The 13,381-nt window shown below is 60.8% G+C and carries 12 protein-coding genes and 2 riboswitches; of the genes, 8 read left to right on the top strand and 4 right to left on the bottom strand.

Annotation, left to right across the window (positions count from 1 at the left end):
- Positions 1 to 4: 4 nt before the first annotated feature.
- A complete protein-coding gene (locus tag CXQ93_RS00630) occupies positions 5 to 244 on the bottom strand; it encodes a hypothetical protein (protein WP_146073121.1) in 240 nt (79 codons plus the stop codon).
- A gap of 199 nt (positions 245 to 443) precedes the next feature.
- Between CXQ93_RS00630 and CXQ93_RS00635 the strand changes: the two genes are divergently transcribed.
- Both CXQ93_RS00635 and CXQ93_RS00640 read left to right on the top strand, forming a co-directional pair.
- Positions 444 to 824: a cold-shock protein gene (locus tag CXQ93_RS00635; protein WP_062294029.1), complete on the top strand. Its 381-nt coding sequence runs from the start codon at positions 444 to 446 to the stop codon at positions 822 to 824.
- An 11-nt stretch (positions 825 to 835) separates the two neighbouring features.
- The gene (locus CXQ93_RS00640; RefSeq protein ID WP_104109137.1) at positions 836 to 1,432 is read left to right on the top strand and encodes a DUF3027 domain-containing protein; all 597 of its coding nucleotides are present in this window, start codon (positions 836 to 838) and stop codon (positions 1,430 to 1,432) included.
- A 118-nt stretch (positions 1,433 to 1,550) separates the two neighbouring features.
- On the opposite strand, the gene serC is transcribed toward CXQ93_RS00640, so the two are convergent.
- Positions 1,551 to 2,678, bottom strand: a complete 1,128-nt coding sequence (serC, locus tag CXQ93_RS00645; protein WP_104108571.1) for a phosphoserine transaminase — start codon at positions 2,676 to 2,678, stop codon at positions 1,551 to 1,553.
- A 225-nt stretch (positions 2,679 to 2,903) separates the two neighbouring features.
- Here serC and CXQ93_RS00650 point away from each other — a divergent pair, with 225 nt between their 5' ends.
- The 6 genes from CXQ93_RS00650 (at position 2,904) to CXQ93_RS00675 (ending at position 9,734) form a co-directional block, all read left to right on the top strand.
- On the top strand, positions 2,904 to 3,599 hold the full coding sequence (locus CXQ93_RS00650) for a metal-dependent transcriptional regulator (protein WP_104108572.1): 696 nt from the start codon (positions 2,904 to 2,906) through the stop codon (positions 3,597 to 3,599).
- A gap of 106 nt (positions 3,600 to 3,705) precedes the next feature.
- Positions 3,706 to 3,967, top strand: a riboswitch (cyclic di-AMP (ydaO/yuaA leader).
- Between the two features lie 52 nt (positions 3,968 to 4,019).
- The gene (locus tag CXQ93_RS00655) at positions 4,020 to 4,781 is read left to right on the top strand and encodes a M23 family metallopeptidase (protein WP_181035997.1); all 762 of its coding nucleotides are present in this window, start codon (positions 4,020 to 4,022) and stop codon (positions 4,779 to 4,781) included.
- 151 nt (positions 4,782 to 4,932) lie between these two features.
- Positions 4,933 to 5,134: riboswitch (cyclic di-AMP (ydaO/yuaA leader) on the top strand.
- Between the two features lie 4 nt (positions 5,135 to 5,138).
- Entirely contained in the window at positions 5,139 to 5,966 is an 828-nt protein-coding gene (locus tag CXQ93_RS00660) for a C40 family peptidase (protein ID WP_258068502.1), read from the top strand.
- Positions 5,967 to 6,473: 507 nt separating this feature from the next.
- Positions 6,474 to 7,532: an NTP transferase domain-containing protein gene (locus CXQ93_RS00665; RefSeq protein WP_104108575.1), complete on the top strand. Its 1,059-nt coding sequence runs from the start codon at positions 6,474 to 6,476 to the stop codon at positions 7,530 to 7,532.
- A gap of 7 nt (positions 7,533 to 7,539) precedes the next feature.
- A complete protein-coding gene (locus CXQ93_RS00670) occupies positions 7,540 to 8,826 on the top strand; it encodes a molybdopterin molybdotransferase MoeA (RefSeq protein ID WP_104108576.1) in 1,287 nt (428 codons plus the stop codon).
- Entirely contained in the window at positions 8,817 to 9,734 is a 918-nt protein-coding gene (locus CXQ93_RS00675; protein ID WP_104108577.1) for an alpha/beta fold hydrolase, read from the top strand. The genes CXQ93_RS00670 and CXQ93_RS00675 overlap by 10 nt, the downstream gene beginning before the upstream one ends.
- 63 nt (positions 9,735 to 9,797) lie before the next feature.
- Here the strand turns inward: CXQ93_RS00675 and CXQ93_RS00680 are convergent, their stop codons facing one another.
- Both CXQ93_RS00680 and CXQ93_RS00685 read right to left on the bottom strand, forming a co-directional pair.
- Entirely contained in the window at positions 9,798 to 10,604 is an 807-nt protein-coding gene (locus CXQ93_RS00680) for a hypothetical protein (RefSeq protein WP_181035998.1), read from the bottom strand.
- A 441-nt stretch (positions 10,605 to 11,045) separates the two neighbouring features.
- Positions 11,046 to 13,373: an FdhF/YdeP family oxidoreductase gene (locus CXQ93_RS00685; RefSeq protein ID WP_104108578.1), complete on the bottom strand. Its 2,328-nt coding sequence runs from the start codon at positions 13,371 to 13,373 to the stop codon at positions 11,046 to 11,048.
- Positions 13,374 to 13,381: the final 8 nt, after the last annotated feature.

The following is a 13,381-nucleotide window of genomic DNA, read 5'->3' on the forward strand; positions in this document are numbered from 1 at the left end:
GGATCTAGAGGCGGCGGCGGGCGGCCACGGAGAACAGGACGCTGGTTCCCATCATGAGAAAGGCCAACGGAAGGGCGATCATGGCGATCCAGTTGAAGCCAGGCCATGGAGTGCCGCCAGCCCATTTGCTGATCAACACCACGATCAGGGCGATCAGGGCGAGAACGGCCATGGCCATGGCGGTGTAGTTGAACAGCTGCCAACCGCGGCTCACACGCTGCGGGGCGGAATAAAGGGGGCTCATGAACATAACGCTAACAGCGGACAGGAAAGGCACAAAGCCGCGCAGTTTTCGCCAACACGGTAACCTAGTACTCAGTAGAGCTGCGCAACCTGCCGCTGCAGGCACCGCCCGCCAGATTCCCGGGACCGGGAACGGCGTAGAGCAACCGCACAGGTATGGAATGCAGTTCTCGACTTTCAACTTTTAAGGGGTAATGACAGTGCCTATCGGCAAAGTGAAGTGGTACGACAACGAAAAGGGTTTTGGCATCATTGCGGCCGACGACGGTCGTGAGGTTTTCCTGCGAGCCAACGCCCTCCCAGCTGATGTCAGTGACATCAAGCCCGGAATGCGCATGGAGTTTGGTGTGGCCGACGGACGCAAGGGCGCCCAGGCAATGGCTGCGAAAATACTTGACCATAGCGCCTCCGTGGCCAAGGCCAAGCGCATGCCCGCCCGCGATCTGGCCCCGATTGTTCAGGACCTGGTTTCGCTGCTTGAGCACTCTGTTGGTTCTCTCAATAACGGCAAGTATCCTGACGGCGACGCAAGCAAAATTGCTGCTGCGCTGCGCAAGGTTGCCGACAACTTCGACGCGTAACGGTGCCCACCATGACCGAAATTCCCAGCACTACAGCTGCCGATGCAGCTGATAATCCCGAAGCGCTGCCCGGTATTCCGGTGTGGCGTGTGGGTAAGCCTGACGCTTTTCTCGCAGCTGATGTGAGTACTGCCCGAGCTGCTTTGGCCACCATTGCCAGCGATTCGGCCATTGGTAAGCACCTCGGCGCGCGCAGTGAAGGTGTTCGCTGCGTGACGCACTTGTTCGAGTCCCACCAGCCCGGGTACTCCGGCTGGGTGTGGTTCGCCTCGCTGAGCCGTATTTCGCGCGGCAAGGAGTCCACCGTCAACGAGGTGGGCATGCTGCCCACCGAAGCATCCGTTTTGGCGCCCGCCTGGGTGCCGTGGGCCGAGCGGGTTCGTCCCGAAGACCAGCAGGACGATGCCGCTGAGCAGGCCGCCGGTACTTCTCCCGAGCGGGATGCGACGGAAGCGCACGACGACGGTGCTGACGCCAGCACTGTTGATTCCGGCGCCTTTGATTCATTTGATTCGGGGGACGTTTCCGGGACCCCTGAAGGTGACGACGCTGACGGTTTCGACGACGCTGATTCTGATTCTGAAGATGGCGCTGACGAGAATAACTAGCTCAACTGCTGCGCTCGGGTCTCACTCACGGTGAGTCGCCTGGGGGCAGATAAAGAACCAAAAAAGTTAAGGCCGCTTCCTTTCCAGGAAGCGGCCTTAACTTTTTGACTCTTGGGAACTAGATGTTCTCAATGACGTAGTCGATGCACTTGGTCAGTGCCGTGATGTCTTCGGGATCGATAGCCACGAAGGTTGCGATGCGCAGCTGGTTGCGGCCCAGCTTGCGGTAAGGCTCGGTGTCCACGATGCCGTTGGCGCGCAGCACCTTGGCAACAGCTGCAGCATCAACCGACTCGTCGAAGTCGATGGTGACAATGACGTTGGAGCGGTCTTCCGGGTTTACCACGTACGGGGTGGCGACGGCGGATTCCTCAGCCCAGGTGTACAGGCGGCCGGCGGAATCAGCCGTACGGGACGAGGCGAAGTCCAGGCCGCCGTTGTCATTGAGCCACTGGACCTGGGTGTTCAAGGTCACCAGCGTGGAGAGCGCAGGCGTGTTGTACGTCTGGTTCAACAGTGAGTTGTCAATGGCCGTCTTGAGGTTCAGGAAGTCCGGAACCCAGCGGTCGGAGGCGGCGATGCGTGCTGCACGCTCAAGGGCTGCGGGGGAGAACAGACCAAGCCAGATGCCGCCGTCGGACGCGAAATTCTTCTGGGGGGCGAAGTAATAGACATCGCTCTCGCTCACGTCAACGGCCAGGCCGCCTGCTGCGGAGGTTGCATCGATCAGGACCAATGAGCCTTCATCGGCACCAGCAACGCGCTTCACGGGGGCAGCAACACCGGTGGAGGTCTCGTTCTGGGGCCAGGCGTAAGCGTCAACGCCGGCTTCGGCGACGGCCACAGGGCGCGTGCCGGGCTCAGCCTTGATGATGGAGGACGCAGCCAAGAACGGCGCGTTGTTGGTGGCAGCGGCAAACTTGGAGCCGAATTCGCCAAAGGAGAGGTGCTGAGCCTTGTTCTCAACGAGACCAAATGTTGCCACATCCCAGAACGCGGTGGAGCCGCCAACGCCGAGGATCACTTCGTAGCCGTCGGGAGCGTTGAAGAACTGCTTCAGACCGCTGCGGACATCGCCTACCAAGTTCTTGACGGGGGCCTGACGGTGGGAGGTGCCCAGCAGGGTGGTACCGGCCGCGGAGAGCGCCGCAACCTGCTCGGGACGAACCTTGGACGGGCCAGCGCCAAAGCGGCCGTCGGCCGGTCGCAGGTTGGCAGGGATGGTGAGGGGCGTGGATTCGCTCACGAGTTGCTCCAAAATTAAGCGATGGAAGGTGTGTATTGAGCCAGGGGCTGTTGCCAATTCTGCCGTATGAAGTCGGTCCAGAGGAAAAATGTCTCAGCAACTGGCGTATTAACACAACTGTGCAAAGCCGAGCGCCGGTGGGTTTCCCGGGACGGGCCGAAGCAGGATAACGTAGACATGATGTCTTATGCCTTAAATCTTGCCCAATAACAGGAGGACGCTGCCGTGGCTGATCTGATCGACACAACTGAAATGTACCTGCGGACCATCCTCGAGTTGGAAGAGGAGAACATTGTTGCCTTGCGGGCGCGTATTGCTGAGCGCTTGCACCACTCGGGCCCCACCGTTTCCCAGACCATCGGGCGAATGGAACGCGATGGCCTGGTGATAGTTTCTGGCGACAGGCACTTGGAGCTGACGGCAGATGGCCGTGACAAGGCGACCCGGGTCATGCGCAAGCACCGACTGGCCGAGCGGCTGCTCTCCGATGTCATTGGGCTGGACTGGGCCTTTGTGCACGAGGAAGCCTGCCGTTGGGAACACGTCATGAGCGAGCGGGTTGAACAGCGCCTGTTCGATCTTTTGGGTCGACCCAAGGAATCTCCTTATGGCAACCCGATTCCGGGTCTGGAGGAGCTTGGTGGAGACGTAGCTCCCCTTTTTGCTGCGGGATTGGTCACACTAGTTGACGCTATGAGCAGCTATGCACCCGATCAAGAAGTCATCATTCACAGGCTGTCCGAAAGGATACAGGTGGAGCCCGAGCTACTGCTCCAATTGGATGAGGGTGGATTACGCCCTGGGGCCCGTATTTCCTTGGAACAAGTGGGGGAATACATCTCCGTGCGAGTCCCCGGTATTGAGGGTGCATTGGAGCTGCCGCCAGAGGTTGCTTCTCACGTTTTTGTCTCCATGAGCTGACAGTTTTCTTGACATAGCACTATTGATGAAACAGGTAACGGAATTATTACGTTTACCGCTCGTACCGTATAGTAATAATCTGACGCCGTAACCAAAGCGTTACCGGACTGCGACACCGAACCTTGCCTTCGCAGCACGGACAGTAAATATTCAGGCAGGGGCGGGGGAACCACTTTTGATGGACTAATTGTCCGTCTTGGGGTGAAGCCCACACTCGAAATGCAATACACGCAAAACGCCTAGACGCAGCTTCATTGCTGACTGCGCCTTGACTACGCGTGTGCCTAAGAGCTTTGGGCCGGGTCAAAAGATACACTCTCTGATCCGAATCCGACAGCTAACTTCGCAGGTGCTTAATCAGAGAGGTTTTTAGTGTCAGAGGTCAAAACACGGGGACGCCGCCGCGCGTCGTCGCCGGCAATGCCTGAGCTTATGAAAGTCCCCGGCAGTCGCCGGGAAGCAATTGCCGCAGAGCGTGCAACTGCCCCATCCAGCATTTCAGTAGCAGCGCTGTTGCGTGCCGGAGCCGCCAGCGGCGCCGGTCAGAAAATGGGCGTTGCCATGGCAGCTACAGGCTTGGTCCTGGCTGTCACACTGCCTTCCGCGCATGTTGCCGAAGACATTCCCCTGGAGGCTTCAGCGGCCGTTTCCGCGGAAACACAGGTCACAGCGGGCTCTGCGATCCCCATTACTTTCGCTACGCCGGATATCAACAGTGCGTTGAACCCGGACGGCCAGCTCAAGGCAACGCTGGAGGTCAACGCATCTAACGTGACCCCGCAGGCCTCCAAAGGCACGCTGTCAGCGCCGCTGAAGACCTTGGTTGAAAGCTCACCCTTTGGTAACCGCATCAGCCCCATTACCGGTCAGATCGATGAGCGCCACACCGGCCAGGACTACGCCACCGCGAGTGGCACAGAAGTACTCGCAGCCGCCGGCGGCACCGTTACCTTCTCAGGCTGGCACGACTTCGGTGGTGGCAACCGCGTAGTTGTCGACCACGGCAACGGCCTCTCCACCTCATACAACCACATGAGCTCCAACGTGGTGAAGGTCGGGCAGAAAGTGGAACGCGGAGACATCGTTGGACTCAGCGGTTCCACCGGCGCATCCACCGGTCCCCACCTCCACTTTGAGGTCATCATTGACGACGAGGTTGTCGACCCCAAGGGTTGGCTTTAATTCCTCCACACCCCCTTCTTGATTACGACTTCGTCACAGGACCGTGACCTGAACGTGACATTAGGAAAATTCTGCTGTACCGTCGTAATCGCGCCAACTTCGAATAAAGCTGGCGCGCATGAGTCGATTGCCTAGCTCTGCCACTACTCATGGTCCGTTCGTATCAATCGTCTGGCAGGGGCGGGGGAACCAATAATCGGGATTCGTGTTTTTTGCGAAACCCTAGGGGTGAAGTCGCAAAGCGTTCAATCGCTGATGAGGAAGCAATTCCTGAACAGTGAGTCCACGTGGAGCGGCCGGGTGACTCCCATCCGAATCCGACAGCTTACCTCGCAGGCTTTGGGAGAGGAATCCTTCTTGGCTTCAATTACTGCCCTCGGGCGCCACCGCGCCGAGGTTGTTAAGACCAGTCCGATCTCCACCCTCACGAAAGCCGTCACTTCCAATGTCGGCGGGGTTGGTCGTCAGGCAGCTGTCATCGCAGCAGCCTCAGGACTGGTACTGACTTCCGGTATCGCCGCAAACGCTGCTACTCCCACTGTGGAGCGCGTTTCGGACGGTGCAACAACGATGAACCTGAACACGGGACTTGCTTCCGGGATCACGGCAGCATCGACGGTGAAGATTTCCTTCGCCACCCCCGCTATCACCTCCACCCCTGCTCCTGTTGTTGAAGAGCCGGTAGTTGTAGAGGCACAGTCCAGCGACGTCCAGGTTGAGGCCGCAGCACCTGTTGCTGCAGCAGCTCCTGAAGCCGCAGCACCTGTTGCTGCTGAAGCCACTCCGGCTGCAGCCCCGACTGTAACAACCACAACCCCTGTGGCAGAAGCCCCTAAGTCAGTTACTCCCAGCGGAGTCGGCGCAATCATCGCCAGCGCCGCACTGGCACAGCTCGGCGTTGGTCAGGACTGCACCGCGCTTGTCCGGAACGCTCTGTCTGCTGCTGGAATTTCCTGGGTTGGCTGGCCCGGTGACTACCTGAACAAGGGCCGGAACATTTCTCAGGGCGAAGCACAGCCCGGCGACTTGATCTACTATGCAGACGGTGGCGTGGGCTTGGCTCACATCGCTGTTTACATTGGCAACGGTCAGGCAGTTCACGGCGGTTACCAGGGAACCACGAAGATTGCAGGAGCTTCCATTCCTGGAGCTTCCGCTCCCGTATTCATCGCCGTGGGTCACTAAGTTTCACCAGCTTTTTGCTCAAAGCCCCGTCATTTGACGGGGCTTTGGCGTTTAAATCTGGGGTTTAAACCTGCATCCGCACTTAGTGCGGCGCACCACTCCTGTCAGGGCAGACCGTCCAGGGCCATCGCTGTCCAATAGATTAGGAGCCAGGGCCTGGAATCTTTGGCATCAGCCAAAGGGCCAGTCCGTTGGGTGATGCTGGCCAGCAGGATTAGTACTCTGCCTGAAACGGCAGCTGTCCGGCAAAAGGTCGGAGGGTTCCTCTACTGCTGCGCCCATCGCGGAGAGCTGCTCCCGTCCTGCAATGCTGAACCGCCACGCAGTGCTGCGCCCATCGCGGCCGAATCTCTCCAGCACGTAGCCCAGATAGTTCTCTTTTGTCTCGCTGATCTGCCATCACGTGGCCATCAGGCATGTACCCCCGGGTGAGGTACTTGAGCCTGCATCCCCAGACGGGGGCTGACAAGGAAGCGTCTCCACCCAGCGGACCGATACGATGGCCACATGACTGAGCATCAAAAAGAACCCCTGCGTGCGCTCATTCTCGCTGGGGGGCTCTCCCGCAGGCTTGGCAGCGTACCCAAAGCTGGACTCATATTGGACGGCCAAACACTGCTGGCACGCACCGTCGATGCTGCTTCCCACGTAATCTCCACCCATAAGAGCTCCATCCTCCGGACGGCAGCCCACCCGAGCGCAGACCTTCGCAGCGCCGTTGAAGGCGCACACGCAGCGCTCGGTGCGGACACAGCGGTGGGAGGCATCGCCGTCGTGGGTCCCGGAGAGAAGATTAGTCGGTGGCTCGAGACTGTCCAACACGCCAGTGGGGTGAAGCGGGTCCAGGAGGATCCGCCGTTTTCCGGGCCGGCTGCCGGAATTGCTGCGGGTGTCGAGGTCTTGGACGGTGACTCTGGTCATGTGTTGGTCTTGGCGTGCGACATGCCGCATGTCGATGAGCTGGCGCAGCTGCTAGCTCAGGAATTGCGCGGCTGTTATCCCGGGCAAGGTGTCATGGCGGTGTCCGACGGGAAGAAGCAGCCGCTGGCAGCCATCTATCCATTGGCGCAGCTGCGGGCTGCGGCAGTTGCGGCGCGGGCGGCGCACCGTTTGGATAACGCGTCGGTTTTCTCCCTAGTTGCTAGTCTGAGCATGAAGGAATGCGCCGTCCCAGCTTCACTGACGGCCGACATTGACACTTGGGCGGACGCCCGCACGCAGGGCATCGCGGCGGGGTCTGCCGGTACGGAAGGCGCACTGTTGGAAAATCATGATGAGCTGTTGGCACAATGGACCCAAAAGTTGTTGGAAGCCTTTGAAATTGGGGACATCGAGGTAGACATTCATGCTGTGCTGAATGTTGCCGGCGTCGCTGCGCACTCGATCGTGCGTCCGGCCGCGCCGCTCACCACGTTCGTGGCGGGGCTGGCTGCCGGGTTGGCAGCGGGTTCGGGCCAGGCTCCGGAGGCTAAGGCCATGAAGGCTGCCCTCGGTTTGGCAAAACAGTTGGCGGCCGCGCAGGCTCCAGCCGTTGAACTCGCCGCCGAGAACTCAGCCGGAAAATAGCGTTTCCATGGGGGAGGGCACCAGCTCCGCGGGGACGGCCAGCTCTACTGCGGATGCTGCCGAAGAATCGGCACTGTCTTCAACAGGGCTGCCTCCTGCCGTGCTGCCCCACACAGTGCTGCCCCACACCTGGCAGGAAGCGCGCGATGTTGCCTGGAATGCGGCCGAACCACTAACGGCGCATCCGGTTCCGCTGTCCTTGGCAGTGGGCCGAATCCTCGCCGCGGACGTATTCTCGGCTCACGCCATGCCGCATTACGCCTCCTCGGCTATGGACGGCTGGGCTGTTACTGGCAGTGCCCCGTGGATTCTGGCCCAGCCGGGCAGCCGGCTGTCCCCGGGCCAGGCCGTTCCCATTGTTACCGGCGGTCTGATTCCCATGGGTGCCAAGGCCGTGTTGCGCAGCGAGTCGGGTGAGCTTTCCAAGGACGACGACGGCCTGCCAGTTTTGATTCTTGGCGCCGGCGCCCGCCCGGGGGAGCCGAAGAACGGACAACACATCCGCCCCGCCGGCCAAGAAGCGCCGGAACGTGAATTGCTGATCAAATCCGGCACCACCTTGAATCCTGCCCATGTGGCATTGGCGGCGCTGGGAGGTCTCGACGAACTGCGTGTGCTTGGCCGCCCTGCCGTCAAGATTGTATTGACAGGCGATGAGGTGGTTGCCGCAGGAATTCCCGAACCCGGATTTGTGCGCGATGCGTTCTCCCCGCAGCTGGGTGCCGTGGTCGGCATGATGGGTGGCACGGTGGTAGGTCTGCAGCGCGCCGCCGACACCCTTGCCTCCATGCTGGACGCCCTGGCCGACGACGAGGACGATCCTGCCGACGTGGTGGTCACTACCGGCGCCACCGGACATTCCAGCGCCGACTTCCTCCGCGAAGCCATCCTCTCCATGGGTGGCACCTTCCACGTTCCGCACATCGCCATGCGCCCGGGCCACCCAACGTTGCTGGCCGAACTACCCGACGGGCGCTTCGTCGTGGGCTTGCCCGGCAACCCGCTGGCAGCCATGGTTGGGCTCATGACCCTGGGCGCACCGCTGCTGGCCCGACTCGGGAGCCTGCCGATGCCGGCACTCACCGAGGTACCTTGTGGCTCACCCATCAAGGAAAACACAGGGCTCACCCGCATCATGCCCTATCGTCTGGTCTATGGCCTGGCCTCGCCGTGCGCCCACACCGATTCAGCCATGATGCGCGGTCTTGCAGCGGCCGACGGCGTCATGGCCGTGCCGCCGCACGGAGCCAAAATGGGGGAGCCGCTGCCCGCAATGGTCCTGCCATGGAAATGAGTGCCGGCTCGGAGCTGGTCTTTACCTGCCCCGACGGCCGGGCATTGCATGGCACTGTCTTTGACGTGCCCCGCGGCGTGGAACGGCGGGGCACCGTTGTCATCGCCTCTGCCACGGCTGTCAAGGCCACTTACTACCACCGCTACGCGGCGTTCTTGGCGGCAAACGGTTTTACAGCCATCACCTTCGACTACCGGGGGATTGGCGAATCCCGGGGTGGTTCACTGCGTGGGCAAAAGATTCGCTGGTACCAGTGGGGCTGCCAGGATATTGACACCGTCTTGGCCTGGGCCATGGAACGCTCGGACGAGTTGCCCGTGAACTTCGTTGGCCACAGTTTCGGAGGGTTCGGTGTGGGACTGGCGGAGCATGCGGCCGGGCTCTCACGCATACTGACGGTCGGCGCCCAGCATGCTTACTGGGGCGATCTCACACTGCGGCGTAAGGCCGGGCACTGGGGACGTGCCGCGGTGATGCTGCCGCTAGTTGCCGTGATGGGGTATTTTCCGGCCAAGCGACTGCGTCTCATGGAGGATCTGCCCGCTGGGGTGGCTCTTGACTGGGCACGATCCCGCAAGGACTTCCCAACGGCAGCCTCCGGCTCCGTGCGCGATTCCTTGCGAGCCCACCAAGCTGCTGTGCGGGCCCCCATCTTGGCATTGGCGCCCAATGATGATGAATACGCCACCCTTCCCGCCATGAATCGGGCGCTTTCCTACACGCCCAACAGTCCCTCTCGCGCGATCCATCTGCTGCCGGCAGATTACGGGGAGAGCGCACTGGGACATTTTGCGCTGTTCCACGGCCGCTACCAGGACACCTTCTGGGAGCAGACCCTGGACTGGCTGCGCGGCCGTATCTGGCCCCCGGTACCAAACTCTGCGCCGCCGCATCGATCCGTGAGATAAGGCTGTTCTGCGTGGTGAGAGGGACCTTTTCTCACGGATCGATGACCAGAGGGTGCTTCGCAGTCATGTGAAGTCCTTGCGGACATGCAGCTGACCGAGAAGTGAGCGCCTGGCTAGATTCGCTGGATCGTCCCACCCTCCGAGAACCAGCATTCGGGCTATTTTGGTGACGGCTACCAGCCCACCATTGCCCATGTCGTTCTTGTTAATCACGCTTTGGTGCCATCCAAGGGAAGTGGTGAGGAAGTTCCTGTCATGGTCCTTGGATTGTTGCTCCAGACTTAAATGATGGCCGCCATCATATTCGGCACAGGTGCGGTAACGCGGGCATGACAAATCCGGAGCAACTTGGGGAGTCCCCGTGGCGTCCTTGATTTCATAGTTGCACATGAACTCAGGAAGGGCCCAACGCTGGATAAACAGCCTGAGCTGGCTCTCAGGTGCTGAATCCGAGCCGACCCGGACCAGCTCCATCGCTGCCACCAACTTCCGGATTCCGCGCAGTCCGCGGTGCTGAGCAATGTAGGCGCGCAGTTCACTGATTTCCACCAACGGGAGCTTTGGCGGGCCAAAACTACGGTTGTGGGCGCAGACAATTTGGTCTGCAACGGCCACGAGTTCATCAACGGAGAGCTCGGGTGCAATATCTAGAAGTGTTCGTTGCACGGACGTGACTGGAATGCCCTGTACTAAGGCGTAGTCAGTTGCCGCCAAGGATAATTCGTGGCCGTAAACCCGGTTGCGCTGTGGCCTGCCCAGTCCCAGGTTCTTGGATACGTGAATGTCTTCCATGTTCATGTACCGGAACGGGAGCCGAAACTCATGGAGCTTGGCTGCCGTGATGTGGCTGATCAGACTTGTGGGAGTCACGGAGGCGATTGCCCTGCAGCGCTCAATCAGGCTGACATCCGCCGGGTGAGGCAGGCGGACGTCTCGGTACGGCGTCGAAAGGTCTGATGCTCGAGTTCGGCCGCGAGTAACACCCGCCTGCCGCGCTTGAGGGAGCGTGAATGGTCTACCAACAAGGTGGAGGGGAAGCGGTTTTGGAGTTCTCATGTTTCCATTGACGGTCTTGTCCGCGTTCCAATCCACCATGGTTGGTGGATTTGTGAACAGAACGGCGGAGGGCGGCCCTGTGGAGGAAGCAACGGGGCCGTCCGGTGGGCGTCATTGCGGCGTGCAGGGAGGAAATGCCGCTTCGCAGCCATCGATCCGTGAGAAATGGTCGCTTTGATCCGTCAAAGCGACCATTCCTCACGGATCGATGAAACGGCGGTCAGCCCACGGGCTCACGGACCGATGAAACGGCGGTCAGCCCACGGGCTCCAACCGGATGACCACCGACTTGGACGTGGGGGTTCCGCTGACATCAGCCTTGGAATCGAGCGGGACCAGGACGTTGGTTTCGGGGTAGTACGCGGCGGCGCAACCTACCGGGGTGGAGTAGGCCACGACGCGGAAGTTGGGGGCGCGGCGGTCCACACCGTCCTTCCATTCCGAGACCAGGTCCACCATGGTGCCGTCGGCTATGCCGAAGGAATCCAGGTCCTGCTGGTTCACAAACACCACGCGGCGCCCGTTTTTAATGCCGCGGTAACGGTCATCCTTGCCATAAATGGTGGTGTTGTACTGGTCGTGAGAGCGCAGGGTCTGCAACAGCAGCCGGCCTTCGGGCACCCGCGGGTACTCCAACTCATTGGCCGTAAAGTGGGCCAGCCCGGAATGGGTACTGAAGGACCTGGAATCTCGCGGACCGTGCGGCAAGACAAAGCCGCCAGGTACGTCGATCTTCGCCTCAAAGTCCTCGAATCCGGGGACCACAGCCGCAATATGGGAGCGGATCAGGCTGTAGTCGCCAGCCATCGCGGCCCAGTCGGCGAGGGGCGCACCCGGGCGGGTGCCGCCGTCGTCCGTTTCAAAGAGCAGCTGCGCGAGACGGCACACAATGGCCACCTCGGAGAGCAAATTATCCGACGCCGGAGCCAGCCGTCCGCGCGATGCATGCACGGCGCTCATGGAATCTTCGACCGTGACTCGCTGATCGCCGCTGGTCTGAGCATCACGCTCAGTGCGGCCCAAGGTGGGCAGGATCAGGGCAGAACGGCCCGTAATAAGGTGGGACTTGTTCAGCTTGGTGGAGATCTGCGCCGTCAGGGAGAGCTTATTCAGTGCGGCTTCGGTGACAGACGAATCCGGAGTGGCACGGACAAAGTTGCCGCCCATGCCCAGGAAAACCCCTGCCAGACCGTCACGCATAGCCTCGATGGCGGCCACCGTGTCGAAGCCGTGGGGGCGGGGAGAGGAGAAGGCGAATTCGGCATCGAGGGCGTCGTGGAAGGCATCCGGCATGCGCTCAAAGATGCCCATGGTGCGATCACCCTGGACGTTGGAATGGCCGCGGACCGGGCACACGCCGGCGCCGGGCTTGCCGATGTTGCCCTGGAGCAGCAACACGTTGACCACATCGCGGAGCATCGCCACCGAGTGTTTGTGCTGTGTCAGGCCCATAGCCCAGCAGACCACGGTGGCCTTGGACATGATGAGGCGTGCCCCGGTGGCCCGGATTTGCGCCTCGGTGAGCCCGGTGGCCGTGACAATCTCGGCCCAGCTGACGTGTTCCAGCTGTTCCAGATACTCGCCCAGACCGGTGGTGTGGGAGTCAATGAAGGCGGTATCGAACACGCGTCCGGCATGCGGGGAGCCGGGGCGGCGCTGTTCCTCGAGCAGAAACTTGCCCAAACCTTGGAACAGGGCTTGGTCGCCACCGAGCTTGATCTGCAGGAAATCGTCGGCCAGATCCGTGCCGCCGCCCACCAGACCGCGAATGGTCTGCGGGTTCTTAAAGTTCATCAGCCCGGCTTCTGGCAGCGGGTTGACAGCCACAATCACAGCACCGTTTTGCTTGGCCTTCTCCAGCGCCGTGAGCATGCGGGGGTGGTTGGTGCCCGGATTCTGGCCCGCAATGAGGATCAACTCGGACTGGTAAATATCCTCCAGCGACACCGATCCCTTACCAATGCCAATGGTCTCCGTCAGGGCCGAACCGCTGGACTCGTGGCACATATTGGAGCAGTCGGGCAGGTTGTTCGTGCCGAGCCCGCGCACCATCAGCTGGTAGAGGAATGCGGCCTCGTTAGAGGTGCGCCCAGACGTGTAAAAAATGGCCTCATTGGGGTCCTTGAGCGCCTTGAGCTCATCCGCCAAAATCCCTAGCGCACGCTCCCACGAGACAGGGACGTAGTGCTCGCTGCCTTCGGCGAGGTACATGGGATCGGTCAGACGGCCCTGCTGGCCCAGCCGGAAATCGTCCCATTCGCGCAGCTCGCTAACGCTGTGCTCTGCAAAGAACGACGGCGGCACACGCCTGTTAGTTGCCTCCTCGGCAACAGCTTTGGCACCGTTTTCGCAAAATTCTGCCTTGTGCCGCTTATCGGATTCGGGCCAAGCACAGCCCATGCAGTCAAAGCCGTCTTTTTGGTTGACTTGCAGCAAGGCTCGTGCAGCGCGGAAGGGGCCCATCTGCTTGAACGAGATATCCAAGGAGTGAACAACGCCTGGAATACCTACGGCCTTCTTTTTCACACTTCCAACAGAGAGTTTTTGTTCGTCAATGTTTTCGTGGGGCGCTTTGCCAACCATGAGTGTCC

Origin of the sequence: Arthrobacter sp. N199823, assembly GCF_002929705.1 — a bacterium.
Taxonomy (GTDB): Bacteria; Actinomycetota; Actinomycetes; order Actinomycetales; family Micrococcaceae; genus Specibacter.